Here is a 22,157-nt window from a genome sequence, read left to right as displayed (position 1 = left end):
CGGCCCTGTCGCGGCTTCCCGCAACGACAGCCATGGTTAGCGACCTTCACGGAAGGACGCAATGATGTGACGTACTACCCCACATCGGACAAATGTCCGAAATGACATGTTCTGTGGCGCTTTCATGCCGTTCGGGCGGCCCTCGTCCTACTACCCGCCTTAGGATGTGACACAGCTCCTATGGGTGGCATCACATCCACGGCACCGATTGAGGGCCTCGAAGGGGCCGTTCCCGCCGGATCGGTACACCGGCCGGCCGCACTACCGGTCACCAGAGGGCTGGGACCACAGCGGCGAACGCGTCGTGGGTGTCGGGGCCGAATGCCGGGTCACCGCAGGGACACTGCCCGGTGCGAAGGGGGGAAGCACTGGGCGCACGTCGCGCCGATCGTTCGGACAGTCGGTTGACGGCGGGCTGAATGACCGGCAGACGTGCGCACCGGCGGCAGGCGCGGACCGAGCCGGCCATCAGACCGTGCGAGGCGGCGAACGAACCGGCGAGCGCCATCAGCGGCCAGCTCGCGGGCTTGCATCATGCTCAGCTGCCGCCCTTTGCCGACACTGCGGAAGGCAGCGGCGAGGACACCTGGAGGCGGCCCACAGCAGGCCCATCGCCCCAGGTCAGCGCACCCTTCCCCGAGGCTTCAGCGTGATCGGCGACAGTTCGGGTGCGGGCAGCCGGTCACCGTCGTAGCCCTTCACCTCACCGAAGCAGGAGGTCGACATCCAGCCTTTGCGGGCCTCCTCGATTTCCTCATGTGAACGCCCGATGAAGTTCCACCACATGACGATCTCCTCCTCGAAGGGCTCACCACCGAGGAGCATGAGGCCCGCGTCGGTGTCCGCGCGCAAGGGGAGTTCGGTGCGTCCGCAGCCGAGGTAAAGCATGGAACCGGGCAGCACGGGTACGCCGTCGACCTCGGCCTGGCCGGACATCGAGAGCACCGCGTACTCGAAGTCCGGGTCGAGCGGCAGCCGGGCCTCGGCGCCGGCGGACAGGGCCAGGTCGGCGCCGACGATCGGGGTGTACGTGGTGCCCGGCGAGGTGGCGCCGTCGAGTCCACCCAGGATCAGGGTGGCGGTGAGACCGGGGGCAGTGACGGTCGGCAGTTCGGTGTGGTGCTGGAAGTGCGGCTCGACGTGGCGGTGGGCGTCCGGCAGGGCGACCCAGAGCTGGGCGCCGTGCAGAAACCTCGCGTGCGACTTCGGGCTCTCCTCGGAGTGACTGATGGCCCGGCCGGAAGTCATCAGTCCCAGCTCGCGCGGGCGGATCGTGCGGAGACTGCCGAGGCTGTCCCGGTGCAGGACCTCGCCCTCGTGCAGCCAGCTGACCGTCTGCAGGCCCATGTGAGGGTGGGGCGGTACTTGCATCCCTGGTTCGCCGGCGATGTCGTCGGGGCCGTAATGATCGACAAAGGCCCATGCGCCGACCATCCGGCGCCCCAGATTGGGCAGCAGTCTGCGGACCTCGGTGGACTCACCCAGCCGGACATGGCGCGGGGTGAGGAGTTCACGTACAGGCTCGGCGACGACGAAGCCCCGTCCTCCACAGACGGAGAGTGTGGCCTGGCGATCGAGATTGCTCATGGCGCTCAACCTATTCCCGTGCGGGCCCGGGGTGCCGGTACCCACGCCGATAATTTAGTGGAATATTCAACCAGTGCGCTATGTTCGGGTGACTGGGCACGGCTGAGCGTATGGCCGGGTCTGTGGCTGGACAGGGCCGGGAGCGATCCCCGGACGGTCCGGGAACGAGGAGGTCAAGTGAGCGACACCTATTTCGAGTTCGGTACGTCCGCCGACCGCTGGGACCGTGCGCAGATGTTCTTCGAAGCGAAGGAGTACATGACTGCGGCCCGGATTCTGGAAGGCCTGGTCGAGGAGGCGCCGGAGCAGGTGTCCCCGCGTCTGCTGCTGGCCCGGGCCTACTACCACTCGGCTCGGCTCGGCAGGGCCGAGACGGAACTGCGGGCGGTTCTGGAGCGCGACCCGGTGGAGCACTACGCGCGGCTGATGCTCGGCCGCACGCTTGAGCGCCAGGGGCGAAGCGCGGAGGCGACCGGTCATCTGCGGATGGCGGCGGCGTTCTCCGGGGACTTCGACGCGGACCGGACAGGGCTCTAGCGGTCGCGTGGGGCGTTCGACAGGCGGTTCAGCCATTCCGTCAGGAGGGCGCCCTCGGCCGCACTGAGTGCCGGATCCGGCGACTGCCGCAGCAGCGCGCTCAGCCGCGCCGCGGTGGACGGCACGTGGGCCTCGGACACAGCGGCCCCCGCGCCGTCCGCGTCGTCGGAAGCGCCGGACACATCCGGGGTGACGACCGCGGCATGCACGGCGTCGCGTACCCGCCGTGACACGCTCGCGTCGCCGAAGGTCGCGGGGCGGGCGACGATCACCAGCGCCACGCCCGCATTCGCCGCCATCACCATCTGCGCGGCCGGCCCGGGGGCCGGACGCAGCTCGCCCACAGCCGCGGCCCGTTCCAGGTCCCTGGTGAGGATCCGATGGGATTCGAGGACCGCGGCCGGCGACGTATGCATGGCCGGTGAATTCATCAGCCGGTACGGATTGGGGTTCTGCAGGGCCTCAGCAGGACCCGCCGGAGCCCCCGCCCCGCTTCGGACGCTCCCGTCGGACAATCCGGATGCCTTGCGCCCGTCCGGCGTGATACTTCACTCGGTCATGACCGACCTTGAGACTCCCCGCCTCTTCCTCCGCCTGATGAGCGCCTCCGATGCCTTGCGGGTGATGGCGGGCAAGCCCGGAGACGGCGCCCGCTGGGCGCCCGGATATCCGTCCCCCGGCGAGATGGCCGCGGCCGAGCGCTTCCTCGACACATGCGCGACGACGGGTGATCCCAGCCCCTTCGGTTCGTACGAGATACGTCGCCGCGACAACGGAGAGGTGATCGGCGGGCTGGGATTCCATGGCACTCCGGACGAGAGCGGGCACGTCACGATCGGCTACGGCCTCGTCCCCTCGGCTCAAGGCATGGGTTACGCCTCCGAGGCGCTGCGCGCACTGCTCCTGTTCGCCCGCGACCAGGGCGTGAGCTGCGTACACGGCGACACCGGTCTGGACAACCTCGCGTCGCAGCACGTCATGACAGCCGTCGGTATGCATCTGGTGAAGGAGGACGCGCTGCTGAAGCACTACCGGATCGACTGGGTACAGCAGGCCGAGGAGTGAGTCCCGCTCGCCCGGCTCCCTACAGGTACGTACAGCCGCCGGCTCGGCTGCCCGGCACGGGACGACGGAACCCGCCGGGAAGCTCCCGGCGGGTTCCGATGCCTTCTGGTGACCAGTGGTGCGCCGGTCAGCCGGCCGCGGTGGCAGCCCGGTTCGCCGCACCGTTTCCGGCCCTGACGGAATCGGCCCTCGGCGCGAGAAGCCGCTCCGTCAGCCAGCCGAAGACCAGGCCGAAGGTGATCCAGAGAGTGGCCTGCACGGCGAGCGTGGCCAGACGGAACTCCCACAGCAGGCCGGCCGGGAAGTCCTTTCCGACCTCGTCGAACGAGGGCAGAAAAGCGCAGGCGACGCCGATCACGACGACGTAGGCGGCGGATGCGGTGATCGTCGCGTTCCAGTTGCCCAGGCGTGGAGCCAGCCGCTTGCCGAAGATGACGGCAGCGACGGCCAGCAGCACACTGAGGGCGACCATCAGGAAGAACAGGGCGGTGCGTCGGCCGATCGTGTCGGGGTTGCCGACGGCCGGCGGGTTGGCCGGGTACTTCAGGAACGGCACGATGTACACCGTCAGCAGGGCCGCACCCGCGATCAGGGCGGCCGTGGCCCGTGGGCCGAATCTGCCGATCCGGCCGAGGGCGTAACAGAAGACGAGGGCGGCGATGCCGCCGATCGCCACGCCGAAGACGAGCACACCGGTGGCCAGGCCGGCGGTGGACTGCATGGCGCGGCTGACGAGTTCCTCGCCGCCGCCGTGGTCATGGCTGTGCGCCTCTTCGAGAGCGATGGCCGCGTCCACCCGGGACTCGCCGAGGAAGTAGGCGACGACAAGAGCGAGCGCGCCCGCGGCGAGGCCGGCCAGCATGCCGCGGACGAGCAGGGCCCTGACAGATATGGAGTTCATGTGGATTTCCCCTGGATCGGACGGTACGTCAGTGGCAGGGGAAACCGAGGAGGTGGCGGCCGTCGTGGACCCACTCGTGGACACCTTCGCCGGAGATGACCGCGGTGGCGCCCTGCTCGGCGCCGACGAAGTACAGCAGTACGAGCATGAGGATGCCGAAGAAGACCGCCCAAGGGGCAATGGCCTTCAGGGAGATGGGGGTGATCGCCGGTACGGCGGTGGCGGGGGCAGCAGTCTGTGCCATGGCAGAACCTCCTGAGGGAACACGCGTCCCGTTCGTGGTGCCTGAGACGAAGGTGCTAGGTCTGACTTCCCGTACGGGTACGGGTTCACAGTGGCGCGACCGTGCCGGATTCTCACCGGACTTCCGTCACACTTCGTCATGCTCATCGGACGATACCGCCTGGGAGCAGGCGCGGCCATGGTGCCGTCGGCGGGGCCGGAACGCCCGGATGTCATGGTGGGTGCACTTGAGGAGCCAGAGTTCAGGGAGTTGACCCGGTCATGACGATAAAGGTGATGTTGATCTCACCGGCGCTCAACTCCGCGCTGCGCGAGGCCCGCTTCGACGGTGATGCGCCGCTCGACGCGGCCGGGGTCCGGCAGGCCAGGGCCGCTGCGGCAGCGGTGCCTGCGGCCAACCTGTATGTCTGCGGGCCGTCCGAACGGTGCGCCCGGACCGCCGACGCGCTGGGGTTGCGCGCCGAGCACGAACTCACGCTCCGTGGCTGGGACATGGGCCGGTGGAACGGGCAGCCGCTGGACGAGGTGATCGGGAGCGAGCCGGAGGCGGTGTCGGCCTGGATGACCGATCCTTCGGCGGCCCCGCACGGCGGCGAGCCGTTGTTGGAGTTCTGCGCCAGGGTCGGCCGCTGGCTGGATTCCCTGCAACCCCTGTACGGCGACGAGGGCGGCCGCGTGCTGGGGGTCGTCGAGCCTGCGGTGGTGCGGGCCGTGATCGTACGGGCGCTCACCCTCCCGTCGGAGGCGTTCTGGCGGCTGGACGTCGCCCCGCTGACGCTGACCGGACTCAGCGGCCGGTCCGGACGGTGGAACCTGCACTGTGGGCAGCCGCTGTCCCCCGCTACGGGGGACTGAGGTCCTCCCGTCGGACGCGCACGGTGATCTCGGCGACCTCGTGGGCGGGTCGGCGTATCTGTCGGGCGGGGCACGCACGCCCCCCACGGCGCCACCGCCGCCCCGACCAGCTCTCCGGCGGCCGGCGCCGGCGGGTCGCCATCGCTCGCGCCCTCGCTCCGTCCCCCGGGATCCTCCTGTGCGACGAGCCGGTCCCGGCGCTCGACGCAGCGGGGCGGGCGCAGATCCTGGATCTGCTGGATGACGTCCAACAGCGCCTGGGAACAGCCCTGTTGTTGCTTTCCCACGATCATTCGGCGGTCCGGCGGATCAGTGACCGGGTACTGGTGATGAGGGACGCGCAGGTGGTGGAGGAGGGGACGGGCGAGGAGGTGTTCGACGCGCCGCGGCATCCGTACTCGAAGTCGCTGCTCACGGCCGTCGTCACGGTCGGTACGGATGCCGCCCCGCCCGGGGAGCTGCTGGAGGACGGGCGGGCCGGGACCTATGCGTCCCGGTACGCCTCCAGCAGGCGCAGCCAGACCTCGCTGATCGTCGGATACGCGGGGACCGCGTGCCACAGCCGGTCGATGGGGACCTCGCCCGCGACCGCGATCGTCGCCGAGTGCAGCAGTTCGCCGATGCCCGGCCCGACGAACGTGACACCGAGCAGGATCTCCCGGTCGAGGTCGACAATCATGCGGGCGCGGCCTCGGTAGCCGTCCGCGTACAGGCCGGAGCCCGCCACCGCGGCGAGGTCGTGGTCGACGGCGCGTACGCGGTGGCCGGCCTCCTCGGCCTCGGCGAGGGTGAGGCCGACCGATGCGGCCTCGGGGTCGGTGAAGACGACCTGGGGGACGGCCGCGTGGTCGGCGGTCGCCGCGTGGGCGCCCCAACGGTCGGTCTCCAGCAGCGGCACACCCGCGGCGCGGGCGGCGATCGCGGCGCCCGCGATGCGTGCTTGGTACTTGCCCTGGTGCGTGAGGAGTGCCCGGTGGTTGACGTCGCCGACCGCGTAGAGCCAGGTGGTGCCGTCGACGCGGCAGCTGTCGTCGACGACGAGCCAGGAGCCGGGCTTCAGGCCCACCGTTTCCAGGCCGAGGTCGTCGGTGCGCGGGGCGCGGCCGGTGGCGAAGAGGATCTCGTCGGCCTCGACGCGCTCTCCGTTGTTCAGCTCCACGGTGACCGGGCCGTCCGGGACCGCGCGCCGTACGGAGGTCGCGGAGACTCCCGTACGGATGTCGGCGCCCGCCTCCGTCAGTGCCTGGGCGACCAGCTCGCCCGCGAAAGGTTCCATCTTCGGCAGGAGTCCCTTGCCGCGGATCAGCATCGTCACCCGGGCGCCGAGGGCCTGCCAGACGGTGGCCATCTCCGTCCCGACCACGCCTCCGCCGACGATCACGAGGCGTCCGGGTACCTTTTTGGCGCTCGTCGCCTCCCGGCTGGTCCAGGGGCGAGCCCCCTCGATGCCGGGCAGGGCGGGTACGACGGCGCGGCTGCCGGTGCAGACGGCGACGGCCTGCCGGGCGGTGAGCCGGTGTTCCGTGCCGTCGGGGGTGGTGACGGAGACCGTTTTCTCACCGGTGAGCCGACCCTGGCCACGGTAGATGTCCGCTCCGACGCCCTCCAGCCAGGCGGCCTGTCCGTCGTCCTTCCAGTGCGAGGCGTATTCGTCACGGTGGGCGAGGACCGCTGCCGTGTCCAGCGGTCCCTGCACGGCGTCGCTGAGGCCGGGGACCCGGCGGGCATCGGCACGGGCGACGACCGGGCGCAGCAGGGCCTTGCTGGGCATGCAGGCCCAGTACGAGCATTCGCCGCCGATGAGTTCCGCCTCGACGACCGCCGTGCTCAGCCCGGCGGCACGGGCCCGGTCGGCGACGTTCTCACCCACCGGACCCGCTCCGATCACCACGACGTCGTACTCGGTGTTCAGGGAAGCATCTGTCATGGGGACAGTCTGGTCGTGCGTGTCCGCGACGGCCACATGGGCAGGCGGAATAGCGCAAGTACAGGCACGGTTGTGCCGGACAGGTCCGAACGGGCACAGGAAGAGGTAACAGAGCATGAGCACCGTTGAGCTCACCAAGGAAAACTTCGATGAGGTCGTCAGTGACAACGACTTCGTCCTGATCGACTTCTGGGCTTCCTGGTGCGGCCCGTGCCGGCAGTTCGCGCCGGTCTACGACGCGGCGTCGAAGCGCCACGACGACCTGGTCTTCGCCAAGGTCGACACGGAGGCGCAGCAGGAACTGGCAGCGGCCTTCGAGATCCGTTCCATCCCCACGCTGATGATCGTCCGGGAAAATGTGGCGGTGTTCGCCCAGCCCGGCGCGCTGCCGGAGGCGGCGCTGGAGGACATCATCGGGCAGGCCAGGAAGCTGGACATGGACGAGGTCCGCAAGTCCATCGAGGACCAGCAGAAGGAACAGAAGTAGGCACCGCGCGCATGAGCAGGGTGAGGGGCCCGACCACTCCGGTCGGGCCTCTTTCCGTGGCCTCCGGTGGCCTTCCGCGGCTTCCGCGGCCTTCCGCGGCCTTCCGCGGCCGGAAACGGGCGGCCCGGCCTCAGCTGTCGGCCTTGCCCTCGGCGTTCTTCTCCTTGATCCGGACCGAGAGGCCGTAGTCCAGCTCGGCGCCGTCGACCAGCAGGGCCTCTACCGTGCGCGTCGCCGGGTCGATGTCCGCCACGATGCCTTCGCCCGAATACCGGGGGTAGCCCGATGCCCCCGTCTCACCGGTCGCCGCCACGACCGCCGAACGGATGGCGCCGCCGGGCTCGGCGGCGTCGGTGGTGTCCTCGGCGAATCCGGGGACCAGCAGGATCTCGTAACTCTGCGGATGACTCATGGTCATGACGCTAGGCAAGCGGCGCGCGGTGCGCACGTTGTCGCGCCGCTGCACCGTGCGCAGTCGGCGGCTCAGCTGGACTCGCGGTGGACCGCCCGGGCCCGCAGCAGGTCGTGGCACTCGGGGGCACCGCCGGGGTGCTGCACCAGCCGGTCGACGAGGTCCGCCAGCGGCTGTGGCGTGGCCAGTTCCATCCGCACGCTGCTGAGCCGGGGCCGCAGCAGTCGGCCGAGCATCAGGTCGTCGGCGCCGACCACGGCAGTCTCGCGGGGCACCTCGATGCCCGCGTCCTGAAGGGCCCGCATCAGGAGCATCGCGTATTCGTCGTTGTACGCGAACACGGCGTCGAGGCCCATGGTGCGCCAGCGGGCGGCCAGCCGGGCGGCCGATTCCTCCTCGTACCGCAGCGGCAGCGGTTCGATGCGGGCCCCGTGGCTCAGTGCGGCCTGCCGGGCTCCGGCCAGCCGGGGTTCGGCGAACAGACCGAGGCCGCTTTCCTCGGGCATGACGACGCCGATACGGCGCCGGCCGCGCTCCAGCAGATGTCCGGTCGCACAGCTGCCGACCTCCCGCTGGTCCATGACCAGCGCATGGGCACCGTCCACCGGCCGAGGCCCGAGGGTGATCACGGCCTTGGCTCCGGATCGCCTGAGTACGGATATGCCCTGCGGGGTGAGGGCGATCGTGCCGGGTGCGATGACGGCGACGGGACGGAGTTCGGCCCAGGCGCGGGGCGCGTCGTCGGCGTCCAGACCGGTGCTGCCGTACTGGACCACGGTGTAGTCGAGGCGGCGCAGTCCGGATTCCAGTTGGTGGAAGAAGCGGTGGTGGAGCGGGCCGGCCGGGAAGTTCATGGTGGGGAGCAGCACCATGCGGGTGTGTCCGGCACGCAGGCTGCGAGCCGCCGCGTGCGGTACGTAGCCCAGTTCGGTGGCCGCTTCCCTGACCCGGCGACGGGTGGGTTCGCTGATCCGCACGGACGCGTTGTTGTTCAGTACGTAGGACACAGTGGCCCGGGAGACTCCGGCGAGCCGTGCCACATCGGCACTGGTCGGGACGGGGCCTTCGGTGGGCTGGTTCGGTAACTGGCTCATGGCGTCGGGCAGTCTTCCAGACCCCTGCGTCATGGGTACGCTCCGGGGCATGGATGACTCCTCGATGGTGGGACTGATCGGCAGGGTGACCGGGACGGTGGGGCCGGGAATGGTCGGCGAGGTGATCGTACGGATCCGGGGCGGCGCCGAGCACTTCCTCGCGCATCCGGCCTCCGCGAAGGAACGCATCGAGCCGGGCACGGTGGTGACGGTGATCGAGTATCTGCCGCCGCGGACGGTGTATGTGGCTCGCGCATACGGTAGTTGAGCCCCGGGCGCGAGGGTCTTCACACCTTTCGTCGTCAAGAATTCGGCAAGGTTGCGCACGCGTCTTCTCCACCGCCGCTAGCAGGAGAAGACTCCCCCTGTTCAGCGGTGCCGACGGGGCACCGCGATAAGGGGGCGCATGCCGATGGTCATCGGCGTCACGGCGGGTCTCGTACTCGCCGCCATCATTGTGTTGATCGGCCTGTTCAAGCTGATGTGGCGAGTGGCCGAGCCGAACGAAGCACTCGTCATCTCCGGTTCCAAGCACAAGACCGAGGGCCTCGGGCAGGGCATGGGATTCCGGATCGTCACCGGTCACGGCACGCTCGTCCTGCCCGGGGTCCAGGCGGTGCGGAAGATGTCCCTGGACCTCAACGAGACCGAACTGTCGGTCGATTGCGTCACGCATCAGGGGATTCCGCTGCGGGTGCGGGGCGTTGTCATCTTCAAGGTGGGCGACGACTTCGTGTCGATCGCCAATGCGGCCCGCCGCTTCCTCGACCAGCAGAAGATGATGTCGGAGCGGGTGCACAACGTGTTCGCCGGTCATCTGCGTTCCATCGTGGGCGGGTTGACGGTCGAGGACATGATCCGGGACCGGGAGAAACTCACCGGGCAGACCCGGGCGGCGTGCGGGACCGAGATGGAGAAGCTCGGGCTGATCGTCGACTCGCTGCAGATCCATGAGATCGAGGACCCGACGGGCTACATCAAGAACCTGGCGATGCCGCACGCGGCGGCGGTGCAGCGGGATGCCCGGATAGCGCAGGCCGAGGCCAACCGGCGGGCCACCGAGGCGGAGCAGCAGGCCGCCGCCCGGATGTCGGAGGCGACCCGCGACAGCGAGATCCTGCAGGCCGGGTATCAGGCCGAGCGCGACAAGGCCGCGGCCAGCTCCCGGCAGGCGGGCCCACTGGCCGACGCGGCGGCGCGCCAGGAGGTCGTGGTCCAGGAGACCAGGGTTGCCGAACTGGAGGCCCAGCGGCGCGAGCAGCAGCTGCAGGCCGATGTGCGCAAGCCCGCGGACGCCCAGGCGTACGAGAAGCGCACCCTGGCGGAGGGCGAGCGCGACGCCCGGATCTCGGCGGCCGAGGCCAAGGCACGGGAGACGGAGCTCGCCGCGGTCGCCGAGGCCAACCGGGTCAAGACGGCGGCGCTCGCGGAGGCCGAGGCGACGAAGGCACGCGGCGCCGCCGCCGCGACGGCGACCAGGGCAACGGGTGAGGCGGAGGCCGCCGCGGCCCAGGCCAAGGGGCTGGCACTGGCCGAGGCGACCCGTGCCAAGGGCCTCGCCGAGGCGGAGGCGATCAAGGCCAGGGCTGCGGCCCTGGCGGAGAACCAGGAGGCGGTGGTCGCCCAGCAGCTGGCCGAGAAGTGGCCGGAGATCGTCGAGGCGGGCGCGGGCGCCTTCAGCAGCGTGGACCACATGGTGCTGCTGAACGGGGCCGACGGCATGTCGGACATGTTCGCGAAGGCGCTGACGATGGGCGGCACGGGCCTGGGACTGGCCCGGCAACTGCTGGCGACGATGAGTCAGGACAGCCCGGCGGAACCGGCGTCCAACGTCAACGGGGTCACGCCGGCCGCCCCGCCCTCGCCGCGCAAGCACCGCATTCCGGTGACGGGTGATCAGGAGGGCGGCACGCCTTCCTGACCGGTCCGGCCGGCTGTGGCCGGCGCGCGCCCCTCGGCCTCGGGCGAGCGCCGGCCGCGGCTGCGGGCCCTCGAAGTCGGGTGTGCGGCCTGCTGCCCGTTCACCGGCCCCGCTCCGTGGAGCGGACCGTAGAAGGTCCTACGGTGTGGGGATGGCTATCCAGCACCGTGACGACAGCACCGACAGCGCGGCCGCCTTCCCCGGCCGCACCGGCCCGTCCGCCACGTCCGAGGCCGACCCGCGCGACGTGGGCCCGGTCCGCACCTCGTACGCCCCCGACCGGGACGGCGACCCCGACCCCGGTGAGATCGTCTGGACGTGGGTGCCGTTCGAGGAGAACGGCGGGCGCGGCAAGGACCGTCCGGTTCTGGTCGTGGCCCGCGAGGCGGCGGGCACGCTGCTCGCCGTCCAGCTCTCCAGCAAGCAGCACGACCGGGACCGTGAGTGGGTGGCGCTCGGGGCCGGGCCGTGGGACAGCTCGGGCCGCCCGTCGTGGGTCGATCTGGACCGGGTACTGCGGGTGCACGAGAACGGGATGCGGCGTGAGGCGAGCGCTCTGGACCGGGACCGGTTCGATTCTGTCGTCGGCCGGCTGCGGGAGCGCTACGGCTGGAACTGACCGCTGAACGTCCGGGCGAAGGCGGACCGGGTGGCGGATTCGGGGCTGCGGTCGAGGATGCCGAAGACGATCTGCTCGAAGTGCCCGGCGAACCTGCCGTCGTCGAGGAGCAGTGCCCGGAACGCACCGGCCACCTGGGCCGGATCGTTGCGGAACACACCGCAGCCCCAGGCGCCCAGCACCAGCCTGCGGTACCCGCGCACCGCCGCGACCTCCAGCACCCGCTCGGCCCGGGACGCGAGCGCGGCGGGGATGCGGTGCGCGTCCTCGGGGGTGCGGCTGCGGATGACTCCGGCGTTGGGTGCCGGGGAGGTGAGGAAGCCCGCGGTGTACGGGGTGTCGAGCAGCCGTCCCCGGTCGTCACGGAACACCGGTACGCCCGGTGAGTGAATCACCCGGTCGGTGTAGAAGGCGCTGCGTTCTGTGCGGTGGTGGGCGTAGTAGTCGGGGGCGCGCAGCAGCGTGGCGTACAGGGCGGAGCCGCGGCACAGGGCTTCCTCCTGGGCCTGTGCGCCGTTGAGATAGCCACCTCCGGGATTGCGGGCGGAGGCGTAGTTCAGGACAGCGACCTTGCCGGGCCCTTCGCCGGCCATCCGGCGCGCCGCCTGCAGACTGCTCTCGTCGGTGACCTCGACGACCGGCGTGCGGTCGGAGTCGAGTGCCGCGACCGGTACCGGCTCGGGGCCGTACAGCCTGGTACCCGACAGTGCGGTGGTCAGCGCACGCTCGATGCTCACCTCCCGCCCTTCCTGCGTGCGGTAGCGGCCGGCTTCGACAATGGCTTCGGTCTCTCGCGCGATGCCGCGCAGCCGTGCGCTCATCGGTACTCCCCCGTGTGGTGCATATGGGGCATGCTCGGCGCTCCAGCGGCATGGATGCAACCGAATTTCCGACGCACAGGGGCACTCTTGTGCGATCTCCCCATAGGGGTTTGGCTGGTACGGACGAACCGAGCAGAAGGAGGCCCCGGCATGTCATCCGACACACCCGGAGACCACGGTCCGCCCGGCCAGGCCCCGCCCCTCGGCGAGGGCGAGGCGGAGGATTTACTGCGCTGCATCTGTTTCAAGACCGGACCGCCCCGAACGGTCGGCGTTGAACTCGAATGGCTCATTCACCACCGGGATCAGCCCCGCGTCCCCGTCCCCCACCACCGTCTCGACGCGGCCGCCGACATCCTCCGGGCCCTGCCCCTGAGTGCGGCGCTCACCTTCGAACCCGGCGGCCAGCTGGAGCTCAGCTCGCGCCCCGCCGGCTCCCTGATGGCCTGCATCGATGCCACCGCCGCCGATCTCACCGCGGTACGAGACGCCCTGGGCCGGGTGGATCTGGCACCGGTGGGTCTCGGCGTCGATCCGTGGCATCCACCACGCCGTCTGCTGCACGAGCCCCGCTACGACGCCATGGAGATCACGTTCGACCGGTCGGGACCGGCCGGCCGCGCCATGATGTGCAGCACCGCGTCCGTCCAGGTATGTCTGGACGCAGGAGAGGAGGAACCGGGTCCGCTCGGCTACGGGCGGCGCTGGCAGCTGTCCCATCTGCTGGGCGCGGTGCTGGTGGCGGCGTTCGCCAACTCGCCGTTCCAGTTCGGCCGCCCGACACCGTGGCGGTCCACCCGGCAGTCGCTCTGGGCCGACCTCGACCCATGGCGGTCCCTGGCACCGCCCGGCTGTCTGCCGCCGCGCGACGCCTGGGCCACGCATGTCCTGGACGCCCCGGTGATGTGCATCCGGGACGACGAGGGGCCATGGGTGGTGCCGGACGGTCTGACCTTTCGCAACTGGATCCGCACCGGCACGCCGAGACCACCGGTGCGCGCCGACCTCGACTACCACATCAGCACCCTCTTTCCGCCCGTGCGCCCGCGTGGACACCTTGAGCTGCGCATGATCGACGCCCAGTACGGCGCGGACGGGTGGCTGGTGCCGCTCGCCGTCACCACTGCCCTGTTCGACGACCCGGAGGCCGCCGAGACCGTGTACCGCACCGTCAAACCACTGGCCGAGACGGCCGGGTCACGGCCCGCACCGCGCAATCCGCTCTGGGTGGGCGCCGCCCGCGACGGCCTGACCGATCCCGAACTGCGGTCGGCGGCCGTCACCTGCTTCGAACTCGCGCTGGAGGCGTTGCCCCGGGTGGGAGCGACCACGGCCGTGCAGGAGACGGTGGCGGACTTCAACGACCGTTTCGTCGCCCGGGGCCGATGTCCGGCCGACGATCTTCCCGAACTGCTCGCGCCGGGTTCAGCGGGTGATTCGGGCCATCACTTCGAGGGGTCCCGCTCATGACCGACTCCCCCACGCCCGCCGCATCCGGTCCGCACGGTCCGCACGGTCCGGCCGGACCGGACGAGGCGGACACCGAGGCGCTCCGGCAGCGCGCCCTCGCCGCGCTGCTCAGCGCCCGCGAACGCACCGCACTTCTCACCGACAGCGTGGACGACCATGAACTGACCGCCCAACACTCGCTGTTGATGTCCCCCCTGGTCTGGGACCTCGCGCACATCGGCAATCAGGAGGAGCTGTGGCTGCTGCGCGGGGTGGCCGGGCAGGAGGCGATGCGCCCGGAGATCGACGGGCTGTACGACGCCTTCGAGCACCCCCGGGCGACCCGCCCCTCGCTGCCGCTGTTGGCGCCCGCCGAGGCCCGTGTCTACGCCGCGGAGGTACGTGGTCGCGCGCTGGACGTGCTCGACGGCACGGCACTGCACGGCGCCCGCCCGCTGGTGCGGGCCGGGTTCGCCTTCGGCATGATCGCCCAGCATGAACAGCAGCACGACGAAACGATGCTGATCACCCATCAACTCAGATCGGGACCTGCCGTTCTGACCGCGCCGGTTCCTCCGCCCGCACCCGCCGACTCGGCGGGTCTCCCTGGCGAAGTACTGGTCCCGGGCGGCCCCTTCACCATGGGCACGTCCACCGAGCCGTGGGCTCTGGACAACGAACGCCCCGCCCATCTGCGCGACGTGCCCGACTTCTTCATCGACACGACCCCGGTCACCTGCGGCGCGTACCAGGGGTTCATCGAGGACGGCGGCTACACCGAGCGGCGCTGGTGGGCCCCCGAGGGCTGGGCCATGGTCCGCGAGCACGAACTGGCCGCCCCGCTGTTCTGGCACCAGGACGCCGGTCAGTGGCTGCGCCGCCGCTTCGGAGTGACCGAGACGGTCCCCGAGACCGAGCCGGTGCTCCATGTCAGCTGGTACGAGGCGGACGCATACGCCCGCTGGGCCGGGCGTCGGCTGCCCTCGGAAGCGGAATGGGAGAAGGCGGCACGCCACGACCCGGCGTCGGGCCGTTCGCTGCGCTATCCGTGGGGCGACGAGGACCCGACTCCCGAGCGGGCCAACCTGGGCCAGCGCCATCTGCGGCCGGCACCGGCGGGGGCGTACGCCGCGGGCGGGTCGCCGCTCGGCGTACGGCAGTTGATCGGTGACGTATGGGAGTGGACATCGAGCGACTTCCTCCCGTATCCCGGCTTCGCGGCGTTCCCGTACCGCGAGTACTCCGAGGTGTTCTTCGGACCGGCGCACAAGGTGCTGCGCGGCGGCTCCTTCGCCGTGGACCCGGTGGCGTGCCGGGGGACGTTCCGCAACTGGGACCTGCCGGTGCGGCGTCAGATCTTCTCCGGATTCCGTACCGCGAGGGATATCTGATGTGTCGTCATATCGCTTATCTGGGACCAACGGTGGCTCTCGGCGAGGTGCTGACACGACCGCCCCACAGCCTTGTGCGGCAGTCCTGGGCGCCGAGACACCAGCGACATGGGACCGTCAACGCCGACGGTTTCGGCGTCGGCTGGTACGCGGACGGCGATCCGGTGCCCGGACGCTACCGGCGCCAGGGCCCGGTCTGGGGCGACCAGACGTTCGCCGATCTGGCCAGAGTGGTGCGCAGTCCGGCGCTGCTCGCCGCGGTACGTGACGCCACCGAGGCGGGCGCCGACGGCGAGGCAGCGGCCGCGCCGTTCGCCGCCGGACGTCTGCTGTTCAGTCACAACGGCGCGGTGAAGGACTGGCCTGAGTCCCTGGCACCGCTCGCTGCCGCGCTGCCCCCGGCCGAACTGCTGACCCTCACCGCCCGCTGCGACTCGGCCCTGGTCTGGGCTCTCGTACGACACCGCCTCGCCGACGGCGACGAACTGCCGCAGGCCGTCGCCGACACCGTGCTCGACGTGGCGGCCGCGGCGCCGGAATCGAGGCTGAATCTGCTGCTCACCGACGGCACCACGATCGTGGCGACGGCCTGGGGAGACACCCTGTGGTATCTCGCCGAGCCCGGCCTGCGCACGGTCGTGGCCTCGGAGCCGTACGACGACGATCCGCACTGGCGCACGGTCCCCGACCGGACGTTGCTGACGGCGACCCGCGCCGAAGTTCTGCTGACCCCGCTCAAGGAGCCCACTGAGTGAGTCCCTTTCTGCTGACCCGCACTCTGCCGGCGGACGCGACGGACGCGGTGCTGCGCGCCGATGTGCTGCACGGCCTGACCCGGCACCCGAAGACACTGCCGCCCAAGTGGTTCTACGACGCGCACGGCAGTGAACTGTTCGAGGAGATCACCCGGCTTCCCGAGTACTACCCGACCCGCGCCGAGCGCGAGATCCTGATCGACCGCGCCGAGGAGATCGCCGCGGCGTCCGGAGCGCAGACCCTGATCGAGCTGGGATCGGGTTCGTCGGAGAAGACCCGGCACCTGCTGGACGCGCTGCCCGCACTGCACAGTTATGTGCCGGTCGATGTGAGCGAGAGCGCGCTGCGCGGCGCCGCCGAGGCCCTGCTCGCGCAGCGGCCCGACCTCTCCGTGCACGCCCTGATCGCCGACTTCACGGGCGGTCTCGCACTGCCCGGTACCCCGGGGCCGCGGCTGATCGCGTTCCTGGGCGGCACGATCGGCAATCTGCTGCCCGACGAGCGGTCGGTGTTCCTGAAGTCGGTTCGCTCGCTGCTCTCCCCCGGCGACGCGCTGCTGCTCGGCACGGACCTGGTGAAGGACGAGAAGGTGCTGGTCGCCGCCTACGACGATGCGGCCGGGGTGACGGCGGAGTTCAACAAGAACGTCCTCAGGGTCGTGAACCGGGAGCTGGGCGCGGACTTCGACCCGGCCGACTTCGATCACGTGGCGCTCTGGGACCCGGAGCGGGAGTGGATCGAAATGCGGCTGCGGGCCCGCGAGGCACTCACGGTGAAGGTCCCGGACCTGGATCTGGTGGTGGCCTTCGGGACCGGCGAGGAGTTGCGTACCGAAGTGTCGGCCAAATTCCGAAAGGAGGGCATCCGGGCCGAACTCGCCGCGGCCGGCCTGAGCATGGATCAGTGGTGGACGGACTCCGGGGACCGGTTCGCGCTGTCATTGGCGACGGCGGTCTGAGCAAGACGGGCCAGGGCACGGCGGTCCGGGCAGTCGCCCGCCGGAATCTGCGGCAGGACGCGGATCTCCGCGGTCAGCCCGGCCGCCGTCACCACCCGCCACAGTGACGCGATGAGCGGATCGTCTCCGACGAACGCGGCCGCACCGGCCGGGGCCGTGTGCTCCGCCGGAGCGGCGCGGTAGGTGATGCGTACCGGTTGAACGGTGGCGTTCGCGTCGATCGCGGCCTGGAACACGGCAGGCCCGAACCGCCCGCCGCCGCGCCCGCACCAGGTGGTGCCCTCCGGAAAGGCGACCACCCGTGAACCGCCGCGCAGTGCCGCCGCGATGTCGCGCACGGTCGTGGGCAGTGCGCGAAACCGTTCACGTTCGACGAAAAGCGTGCCGCCGACGACGGCGAGCCGGCCGAGCAGCGGCCAGTTCCGAATTTCGCTCTTGGCCAGCATCCGGCCGGGGAACACGGCCGCGACGAGCGGGATGTCCAGCCATGAGATGTGGTTCGCGACGACGAGCGTGCCCGGTGCGCCTGCCCCACGTCGGCCGATGACCCGCACACGTACCCCGAAGGCCCGCACGACCCCGTACGCCCAGAGCCGGATCAACCACTCCCGCCGTACCGCGCCGAGCAGCAGCACGAACGGGGCACCCAGCACCCCGGCCAGGATGAACGCGCACCCGGCGAGCAGCCGGACCACGGCCGCCGCGCGGCCCCGCGTGCGTCCGTCGTGACCTGCGCAGGCGAGCGGGGTGCAGGGTGAGGCGGGCAGCCAGGGATTCACCGCAGTGGGGCGAGTGCGAGGAAGTGCCGCAGATAGCGCGGGTCGGTGCGCCGCAGCGACAGCAGTACGTACAGATCGGCAACGTTGAAGTCGGGGTCGTACGCGGGCGCCCCGCAGACCCGGGCGCCCAGTCGCAGATAGCCGCGGAGAAGGGGAGGGAGCGTGGAGAGTCCGGTGGGCACGTCTCCGCGGCCTGCGGATCCAGCGGCGGGCTGCCAGAGGCGGTGGGGGGTGACCCAGTGGTCCTCGGGTGCCAGGTGCTTCGTCCGTACGGTTTCCCAGGCCCCGGCCGCGGCGACGCCACCGTCGGCGAGGGGTATCGAGCAGCAGCCGGCCAGCCAGTTGTGCCCGGTGCGTTCCATGTAACGGGCGAGTCCGGCCCAGATCAGCGCGATGACGGCGCCGTCCCGGTGGGCCGGGTGGACGCAGGACCGGCCGACCTCGACCAGGTCGTCGCGGATCGGTCCGAGCCGCCCGAGGTCGAACTCGCTCTCCGCGTAGAGGCGCCCGGCGATCCGTGCCCGGTCGGGCGGCAGCAGGCGGTAGGTGGCGACGACGTCGCCGGTGGTCTCCTCCCGTACCAGCAGATGGTCGCAGTAGGCATCGAACGCGTCGCTGTCCAGACCGGGTTCGGCTCCCTCCAGCCTGGCGCCGAGCTCACCGGCGAAAACCTGATGACGCAGGCGCTGGGCGGCACGCACGTCTTCCTGGTCGACGGCGAGGGACACCCGGTAGCGCGACGGGGCGGGAGGGGCGGGCTGCGCCGGAACGACGGGGGCGGCGGGGAGAGAGGCGACGGGCAGCGCGTTCATGACGGTCTCCGGGGACGGATCGGCAAGGGCGGCCGCCGGGCCTTCGCACTGCTGTGAAAGCCCGGCCCCTTACTTCTTCCGTGACCGGCTGGATTCGACATGACCGCATGGGAGAGCCGGGATGTGCGAAGGCTGAATCCCGAGTGTGACCGAGCGGATCGGTGCTGAGTGTGTCAGCCGCCCGTGAGCCGGTCGGTGATCTTCTTCGAGGCGGCCTTCGCCTCTTCCTGCGGGTCGCCGCCCTGGAGAACGGCCGTCATGTACGGCTTGATCGGGTTGACGGCCTCGACATTCGCCCACTGCGGCGAGTTGGGCGTCGCACGCCCCTTCGTGGCGCCGTGGGCCATCGCCGCGGTGCCCTCCTGTCCCACGATGACACGCGCGAGACCGGGCTTGTTGGGCACATAGCTCATGGTCCTGGCGAGTTCCTCCTGCCACTTCCGGCCCGCCAGCGCCTTGATCACATCGATCCCCGCGGAGCGCCGGCCCGCCTTCTCCGGAACGATCAGGTCGGACCCGCCGGTGAAAACGGACCCGGGAGCCTTCGCGGTCTTGCCCGGGATCGGGAAGTAGCCCAGCTTTCCCTTGAGTTCGGGGTTCAGCTGCTCGATCTGCGCGGCGGCGCCGGGCACCGAGATGATCTGCGCGACATCGCCCTTGGCAAAGACCTTGGCCTGCGGGGGCCTTTCCTCGTCCGCGTCCTTGGGGCCGTCACCGAGCGCCTGGAGTTCTTTGTAGAAGTTCATGCCCCTGATTGCGCCGGGGCTGTCCAGGGCGCCTTCCCAGTCACCGCCCCTCTCCTCGGCCAGTTCGCCGCCCTCGTCCCAGATGAATCCGGCGAGGACATACCAGTTCTGGCCCGCGAGATAGATGCCCTGATTGCCGTTCCGGTTCAGCTGTTCGCTGTCCGCGATCCACTCGTCCCGGGTCTTCGGCGGGGTCTTGATACCGGCCTGCTCGAAGAGGTCCTTGTTGTAGATCACCACTCGATTGGCTGCGTACCAGGGGATGCCGTACTGGACGCCGTCGATGCTGCCCGGGTCGGCGAGACCGGGCAGCCAGTCCTCGCTGCCGAGGTCGCGCACGGACTCCAGGGTGAGGTCGCGCAGCCCGCCGCTCTCCGCGTACTGGGGGACCTGGGTGTTTCCGACCTCGATGACGTCCGGGGTGTCCTTGCCCTTGAGCGCGTCGGTGACCTTCGGGCCGATGCCGCTCCAGCTCTGAATCTTGAACTCGAGCTCGATGGAGGGGTGTTCGTCCTCGTACGTCTTCGTGAAGCGCTTCAGGAAATCGGCGGAGACGCTGTCCTTCATCAGCCAGATCGTGACCTTTTTGCTGCTGGACGCTTCCGAGCCCGGGACAAAGCCGCATCCGCCCAGCGCAAAGGTGGAAACGAGCGCAACGGCTCCGACGAGTATGCGGTTCTTCACCAGGTTCACCTTCTGCGAAACGGCACGACGAAATTCAGAACCCGGTGTGGGGGACTGCGGGCGGCGCTCGCACGGGCGTGGCTGGATTTTGGTATGGACCATTGCTCTGGTCAAGTCCCGTTCATCACGCATTCCGCACACCGACCTCTCGCGCACCCGGGCCGGGTAGGGCACCGTGGTAGGGACGAGAGGAGACATAAGATGTCGAATCACATCTATCGGGTCACGGAAATCGTGGGAACCTCTCATGAAGGCGTCGACGACGCCATCCGCAGAGGCATCGCGAGAGCTTCGGAAACGTTGCACAATCTCGATTGGTTCGAGATCACACAGGTTCGCGGAGAGATCACGGATGGCCGGGTCGAGCACTATCAGGTGGGCCTGAAGGTGGGCTTCCGGCTCGATGAGACGAGCTGATCCGGCGCGACCGGATCAGGGCCGCGTCCAGCCGGTTCCGACGTCGGAATCACGTACGGCCCTCACGCTCCTGCGCATCCTCGAGCGCGGGCGACACCTTCGTCCAGCGGGCCCGCACCACGGCGAACCCGGCCCGCTCCGCCGCATCGCAGACGAGTTCGTCGTCATCGACCAGCATCCGCACCTCATACTCTCGGCCCAGCCTCTTCAAGATCTCCAGCTTGGCGTGCCGGGCCGGCCTGCGGTCGTCATTGCGGCGCATGTACAACCGCCCCTCGGGCAGTCCCTGTCCCGCCAGCCAGGCCACGGTGTCCCGGCGGCAGCGCTCGGGCCGGCCGGTGAGATACCTGACCTCACATTCCTCGGCGCTGCTCAGCACCAGCCGCACTCCTTCGGGAAGCGGCGGGTCGTCGACGGCCGCGGAGAAGAAGCTGTTCCAGTCGCGCCGTCGCCCCTCCAGATAGTGCTGCCGGTGGCCGGTGTGCGCGAGCGTGCCGTCCAAGTCGAATACGGCCAGGGGCCGGTGGTCGCTTCTCACACCCCCAGCAAATCAGACCAGTGCAACCACCAGGAGCACCAGCACGACCACACCGGCCGCCACTGCGGCGACCCTCAGGGACCGGCGCCGCGACCAGATCGGAAGGACCTCGGGACCATCGCGTCCGGGGAAGACATAGAAGACGTGGTCGGGATCGTCGGGAATCGAGACCGCGGCCAGCTGCAGCCGGCCGAGGTCCACGCGTCGGGCCACTTCGCCCTGGAGCGGCACGAGGGCCGACTCGACGGCCTCGATGTGGGCCGGGTCCAGACCGTCGGGGAGCGGGTCGCCGGCCGAGGTCAGAGTGACGCGTTCCCACACACCGACGCGTCCCGTCTGCTGCCGGACGCGCAGCGGCGGTGCCGGCTCCGGCAGTTTCAGCACGGTCCGCTCGGGTGCGTGTCCGACCGAACCCCCGGTCCACAGGGTGACCAGGCCCGTACCGTCGCACGGGGCGTGCTCCGTCGATCTCTCGCCCGAGCAGACCGGGCAGACCCTGAAGCCCGTGTCGTCGCACTGCGGACACTTCTTGGTGCCCCATCCCCGACATTCCGGACACGCGGTGCGGGGTTTGCGGCACTTCACGCAGGTGGTCCGCCCGGCAGCGGGCTTCTCCCGCGCCGGCTCGGCCGCCGTGCGGTCCTTGCGGCGTTCCCCCGTGCCGTCGCACCAGGTGCACGGCGCGACACCCCTGCAGGCCGGGCACATCGGGCCGGTGTCACAGCGCAGCTTTCCCTTGGCCCGGCACCGCGAGCACGGCTGCCGTCCCTCGTCGCAGCCGCAGGGCGCCGTTCGCACCGAGCCACGGAGCACGAACTCCACCGTCCGCGAAACCGCCGGGTCCTTCGGCGGCTCGACCGGATGGTCACGCAGATCGCCTTCGTACGTGGGCCGCCCCGACGTGTCGTAGGTGCCGGGCCTGGTCTCCGGCCGCGTGGTACGGGTCTCCACGGACCGGACGATTCGCAGGTCGAGCATCGGCAGTTGAGCGATGTCGGCGCCGGTCCGCCGCAGCTGCGGCCCCTGTCCGGGCCGGCCGGTGTGCCGGGCGATCGCTTCGAGGATGTCGTCCTCGGACAGTGAATCGGCCATGACGGCGCTTCCGCCTCCCCGGTAGGCGCGCCCGTGCGCAGGACGCAGCGTACGGGCGGGGCCGTC

Annotated in this window: 25 protein-coding genes, 2 pseudogenes and 1 riboswitch; of the genes and pseudogenes, 13 read left to right on the top strand and 14 right to left on the bottom strand. The window is 70.4% G+C overall.

The features are described 5' to 3' along the window. Nucleotides 1–621 precede the first annotated feature (621 nt). On the bottom strand, nt 622–1,587 hold the full coding sequence (locus tag IEZ15_RS28850) for a pirin family protein (RefSeq protein ID WP_114248040.1): 966 nt from the start codon (nt 1,585–1,587) through the stop codon (nt 622–624). Between the two features lie 177 nt (nt 1,588–1,764). On the opposite strand from IEZ15_RS28850, the gene IEZ15_RS28845 reads away from it, so the two are divergent. Beyond that, nucleotides 1,765–2,124 carry a tetratricopeptide repeat protein gene (locus tag IEZ15_RS28845; RefSeq protein ID WP_114248039.1) on the top strand — a complete coding sequence of 120 codons (360 nt, stop codon included), beginning with the start codon at nt 1,765–1,767 and terminating at the stop codon, nt 2,122–2,124. On the opposite strand, the pseudogene IEZ15_RS28840 reads toward IEZ15_RS28845, so the two are convergent. Continuing rightward, a pseudogene (locus IEZ15_RS28840) lies at nt 2,121–2,585 on the bottom strand (TetR/AcrR family transcriptional regulator); the annotation flags it as partial. The gene IEZ15_RS28845 and the pseudogene IEZ15_RS28840 sit on opposite strands and share 4 nt — an antisense overlap. Before the next feature lie 97 nt (nt 2,586–2,682). Between IEZ15_RS28840 and IEZ15_RS28835 the strand changes: the two are divergent. Then, the gene (locus IEZ15_RS28835) at nt 2,683–3,189 is read left to right on the top strand and encodes a GNAT family N-acetyltransferase (protein ID WP_189280013.1); all 507 of its coding nucleotides are present in this window, start codon (nt 2,683–2,685) and stop codon (nt 3,187–3,189) included. Nucleotides 3,190–3,316: 127 nt separating this feature from the next. On the opposite strand, the gene IEZ15_RS28830 is transcribed toward IEZ15_RS28835, so the two are convergent. Together IEZ15_RS28830 and IEZ15_RS28825 are read right to left on the bottom strand one after the other, a co-directional pair. Next, entirely contained in the window at nt 3,317–4,090 is a 774-nt protein-coding gene (locus IEZ15_RS28830) for a CbtA family protein (RefSeq protein ID WP_189280012.1), read from the bottom strand. Nucleotides 4,091–4,118: 28 nt separating this feature from the next. Then, a complete protein-coding gene (locus IEZ15_RS28825) occupies nt 4,119–4,334 on the bottom strand; it encodes a CbtB domain-containing protein (RefSeq protein ID WP_124720415.1) in 216 nt (71 codons plus the stop codon). A 45-nt stretch (nt 4,335–4,379) separates the two neighbouring features. Then, nucleotides 4,380–4,472, bottom strand: a riboswitch (adenosylcobalamin (AdoCbl) riboswitch). Nucleotides 4,473–4,594: 122 nt separating this feature from the next. On the opposite strand from IEZ15_RS28825, the gene IEZ15_RS28820 reads away from it, so the two are divergent. Together IEZ15_RS28820 and IEZ15_RS45145 are read left to right on the top strand one after the other, a co-directional pair. Then, entirely contained in the window at nt 4,595–5,188 is a 594-nt protein-coding gene (locus tag IEZ15_RS28820; RefSeq protein WP_189280011.1) for a histidine phosphatase family protein, read from the top strand. Next, a pseudogene (locus IEZ15_RS45145) lies at nt 5,140–5,370 on the top strand (ATP-binding cassette domain-containing protein); the annotation flags it as partial. The gene IEZ15_RS28820 and the pseudogene IEZ15_RS45145, both read left to right, overlap by 49 nt. A 107-nt stretch (nt 5,371–5,477) precedes the next feature. Here the strand turns inward: IEZ15_RS45145 and IEZ15_RS46480 are convergent. Next, nucleotides 5,478–5,603, bottom strand: coding sequence for a hypothetical protein (locus IEZ15_RS46480; protein ID WP_268250439.1), 126 nt, complete (start codon nt 5,601–5,603; stop codon nt 5,478–5,480). Nucleotides 5,604–5,672: 69 nt separating this feature from the next. Then, nucleotides 5,673–7,115: a dihydrolipoyl dehydrogenase family protein gene (locus tag IEZ15_RS28810; protein ID WP_189280010.1), complete on the bottom strand. Its 1,443-nt coding sequence runs from the start codon at nt 7,113–7,115 to the stop codon at nt 5,673–5,675. Between the two features lie 115 nt (nt 7,116–7,230). On the opposite strand from IEZ15_RS28810, the gene trxA reads away from it, so the two are divergent. Continuing rightward, nucleotides 7,231–7,602 (top strand): thioredoxin, encoded by a 372-nt coding sequence (gene trxA, locus IEZ15_RS28805; RefSeq protein WP_114248033.1) that lies wholly within the window; start codon nt 7,231–7,233, stop codon nt 7,600–7,602. A gap of 130 nt (nt 7,603–7,732) precedes the next feature. Here the strand turns inward: trxA and IEZ15_RS28800 are convergent, their stop codons facing one another. Together IEZ15_RS28800 and IEZ15_RS28795 are read right to left on the bottom strand one after the other, a co-directional pair. Next, a complete protein-coding gene (locus tag IEZ15_RS28800) occupies nt 7,733–8,014 on the bottom strand; it encodes a hypothetical protein (RefSeq protein ID WP_114249445.1) in 282 nt (93 codons plus the stop codon). A gap of 71 nt (nt 8,015–8,085) precedes the next feature. After that, nucleotides 8,086–9,108 (bottom strand): LacI family DNA-binding transcriptional regulator, encoded by a 1,023-nt coding sequence (locus IEZ15_RS28795; RefSeq protein WP_189280009.1) that lies wholly within the window; start codon nt 9,106–9,108, stop codon nt 8,086–8,088. A gap of 49 nt (nt 9,109–9,157) precedes the next feature. Between IEZ15_RS28795 and IEZ15_RS28790 the strand changes: the two genes are divergently transcribed. The 3 genes from IEZ15_RS28790 (at nt 9,158) to IEZ15_RS28780 (ending at nt 11,648) form a co-directional block, all read left to right on the top strand. Continuing rightward, entirely contained in the window at nt 9,158–9,376 is a 219-nt protein-coding gene (locus IEZ15_RS28790) for an NfeD C-terminal domain-containing protein (RefSeq protein WP_114249444.1), read from the top strand. Nucleotides 9,377–9,514: 138 nt separating this feature from the next. Next, nucleotides 9,515–11,029 carry a flotillin family protein gene (locus IEZ15_RS28785; protein WP_189280008.1) on the top strand — a complete coding sequence of 505 codons (1,515 nt, stop codon included), beginning with the start codon at nt 9,515–9,517 and terminating at the stop codon, nt 11,027–11,029. Nucleotides 11,030–11,180: 151 nt separating this feature from the next. Continuing rightward, nucleotides 11,181–11,648 (top strand): type II toxin-antitoxin system PemK/MazF family toxin, encoded by a 468-nt coding sequence (locus tag IEZ15_RS28780; RefSeq protein ID WP_114248030.1) that lies wholly within the window; start codon nt 11,181–11,183, stop codon nt 11,646–11,648. Here the strand turns inward: IEZ15_RS28780 and IEZ15_RS28775 are convergent. Beyond that, entirely contained in the window at nt 11,633–12,469 is an 837-nt protein-coding gene (locus IEZ15_RS28775; protein ID WP_114248029.1) for a TIGR02452 family protein, read from the bottom strand. The two genes, IEZ15_RS28780 and IEZ15_RS28775, sit on opposite strands and share 16 nt — an antisense overlap. Before the next feature lie 150 nt (nt 12,470–12,619). On the opposite strand from IEZ15_RS28775, the gene egtA reads away from it, so the two are divergent. From egtA to egtD, 4 genes are read left to right on the top strand one after another with little or no spacing between them, the layout of a single operon-like run. Next, nucleotides 12,620–13,939: an ergothioneine biosynthesis glutamate--cysteine ligase EgtA gene (egtA, locus tag IEZ15_RS28770; RefSeq protein WP_189280007.1), complete on the top strand. Its 1,320-nt coding sequence runs from the start codon at nt 12,620–12,622 to the stop codon at nt 13,937–13,939. Beyond that, nucleotides 13,936–15,309 carry an ergothioneine biosynthesis protein EgtB gene (egtB, locus tag IEZ15_RS28765; RefSeq protein WP_189280006.1) on the top strand — a complete coding sequence of 458 codons (1,374 nt, stop codon included), beginning with the start codon at nt 13,936–13,938 and terminating at the stop codon, nt 15,307–15,309. Before egtA ends, egtB begins: the two co-directional genes overlap by 4 nt. Beyond that, the gene (gene egtC / locus IEZ15_RS28760; protein ID WP_189280005.1) at nt 15,309–16,064 is read left to right on the top strand and encodes an ergothioneine biosynthesis protein EgtC; all 756 of its coding nucleotides are present in this window, start codon (nt 15,309–15,311) and stop codon (nt 16,062–16,064) included. Before egtB ends, egtC begins: the two co-directional genes overlap by 1 nt. Beyond that, the gene (gene egtD, locus IEZ15_RS28755) at nt 16,061–17,023 is read left to right on the top strand and encodes an L-histidine N(alpha)-methyltransferase (protein ID WP_189280004.1); all 963 of its coding nucleotides are present in this window, start codon (nt 16,061–16,063) and stop codon (nt 17,021–17,023) included. The genes egtC and egtD overlap by 4 nt, the downstream gene beginning before the upstream one ends. On the opposite strand, the gene IEZ15_RS28750 is transcribed toward egtD, so the two are convergent. From IEZ15_RS28750 to IEZ15_RS28740, 3 genes are all read right to left on the bottom strand, one after another. Further along, nucleotides 16,966–17,802, bottom strand: coding sequence for a lysophospholipid acyltransferase family protein (locus IEZ15_RS28750; RefSeq protein WP_189280003.1), 837 nt, complete (start codon nt 17,800–17,802; stop codon nt 16,966–16,968). The two genes, egtD and IEZ15_RS28750, sit on opposite strands and share 58 nt — an antisense overlap. Next, nucleotides 17,799–18,614, bottom strand: coding sequence for a GNAT family N-acetyltransferase (locus tag IEZ15_RS28745; RefSeq protein WP_189280002.1), 816 nt, complete (start codon nt 18,612–18,614; stop codon nt 17,799–17,801). The genes IEZ15_RS28750 and IEZ15_RS28745 overlap by 4 nt, the downstream gene beginning before the upstream one ends. Before the next feature lie 173 nt (nt 18,615–18,787). Continuing rightward, on the bottom strand, nt 18,788–20,044 hold the full coding sequence (locus IEZ15_RS28740) for an extracellular solute-binding protein (protein WP_189280001.1): 1,257 nt from the start codon (nt 20,042–20,044) through the stop codon (nt 18,788–18,790). A 201-nt stretch (nt 20,045–20,245) separates the two neighbouring features. On the opposite strand from IEZ15_RS28740, the gene IEZ15_RS28735 reads away from it, so the two are divergent. Continuing rightward, entirely contained in the window at nt 20,246–20,461 is a 216-nt protein-coding gene (locus IEZ15_RS28735; RefSeq protein WP_114248021.1) for a dodecin, read from the top strand. Between the two features lie 49 nt (nt 20,462–20,510). Here IEZ15_RS28735 and IEZ15_RS28730 read toward each other — a convergent pair whose 3' ends face one another. Beyond that, complete coding sequence (locus tag IEZ15_RS28730) at nt 20,511–20,999, bottom strand: phosphatase domain-containing protein (protein ID WP_189280000.1); 489 nt, start codon at nt 20,997–20,999, stop codon at nt 20,511–20,513. A 12-nt stretch (nt 21,000–21,011) separates the two neighbouring features. Then, nucleotides 21,012–22,091 (bottom strand): hypothetical protein, encoded by a 1,080-nt coding sequence (locus tag IEZ15_RS28725; protein ID WP_189279999.1) that lies wholly within the window; start codon nt 22,089–22,091, stop codon nt 21,012–21,014. Nucleotides 22,092–22,157: the final 66 nt, after the last annotated feature.

Source organism: Streptomyces atratus (assembly GCF_014648655.1).
GTDB lineage: Bacteria > Actinomycetota > Actinomycetes > Streptomycetales > Streptomycetaceae > Streptomyces > Streptomyces atratus.
The sequence above is the reverse complement of the archived record's forward strand: the minus strand, read 5'-3'. Positions and strand labels throughout refer to the sequence as shown.

Bases quoted from the DNA above. Each gene is read 5' to 3' on its own strand.
- IEZ15_RS28850 (WP_114248040.1), bottom strand. From the start codon at position 1,587: ATGAGCAATCTCGATCGCCAGGCCACACTCTCCGTCTGTGGAGGACGG.
- IEZ15_RS28835 (WP_189280013.1), top strand. From the start codon at position 2,683: ATGACCGACCTTGAGACTCCCCGCCTCTTCCTCCGCCTGATGAGCGCC.
- IEZ15_RS28830 (WP_189280012.1), bottom strand. From the start codon at position 4,090: ATGAACTCCATATCTGTCAGGGCCCTGCTCGTCCGCGGCATGCTGGCC.
- IEZ15_RS28825 (WP_124720415.1), bottom strand. From the start codon at position 4,334: ATGGCACAGACTGCTGCCCCCGCCACCGCCGTACCGGCGATCACCCCC.
- IEZ15_RS28820 (WP_189280011.1), top strand. From the start codon at position 4,595: ATGACGATAAAGGTGATGTTGATCTCACCGGCGCTCAACTCCGCGCTG.
- IEZ15_RS28810 (WP_189280010.1), bottom strand. From the start codon at position 7,115: ATGACAGATGCTTCCCTGAACACCGAGTACGACGTCGTGGTGATCGGA.
- trxA (WP_114248033.1), top strand. From the start codon at position 7,231: ATGAGCACCGTTGAGCTCACCAAGGAAAACTTCGATGAGGTCGTCAGT.
- IEZ15_RS28800 (WP_114249445.1), bottom strand. From the start codon at position 8,014: ATGAGTCATCCGCAGAGTTACGAGATCCTGCTGGTCCCCGGATTCGCC.
- IEZ15_RS28795 (WP_189280009.1), bottom strand. From the start codon at position 9,108: ATGAGCCAGTTACCGAACCAGCCCACCGAAGGCCCCGTCCCGACCAGT.
- IEZ15_RS28790 (WP_114249444.1), top strand. From the start codon at position 9,158: ATGGATGACTCCTCGATGGTGGGACTGATCGGCAGGGTGACCGGGACG.
- IEZ15_RS28785 (WP_189280008.1), top strand. From the start codon at position 9,515: ATGCCGATGGTCATCGGCGTCACGGCGGGTCTCGTACTCGCCGCCATC.
- IEZ15_RS28780 (WP_114248030.1), top strand. From the start codon at position 11,181: ATGGCTATCCAGCACCGTGACGACAGCACCGACAGCGCGGCCGCCTTC.
- IEZ15_RS28775 (WP_114248029.1), bottom strand. From the start codon at position 12,469: ATGAGCGCACGGCTGCGCGGCATCGCGCGAGAGACCGAAGCCATTGTC.
- egtA (WP_189280007.1), top strand. From the start codon at position 12,620: ATGTCATCCGACACACCCGGAGACCACGGTCCGCCCGGCCAGGCCCCG.
- egtB (WP_189280006.1), top strand. From the start codon at position 13,936: ATGACCGACTCCCCCACGCCCGCCGCATCCGGTCCGCACGGTCCGCAC.
- egtC (WP_189280005.1), top strand. From the start codon at position 15,309: ATGTGTCGTCATATCGCTTATCTGGGACCAACGGTGGCTCTCGGCGAG.
- IEZ15_RS28745 (WP_189280002.1), bottom strand. From the start codon at position 18,614: ATGAACGCGCTGCCCGTCGCCTCTCTCCCCGCCGCCCCCGTCGTTCCG.
- IEZ15_RS28735 (WP_114248021.1), top strand. From the start codon at position 20,246: ATGTCGAATCACATCTATCGGGTCACGGAAATCGTGGGAACCTCTCAT.
- IEZ15_RS28725 (WP_189279999.1), bottom strand. From the start codon at position 22,091: ATGGCCGATTCACTGTCCGAGGACGACATCCTCGAAGCGATCGCCCGG.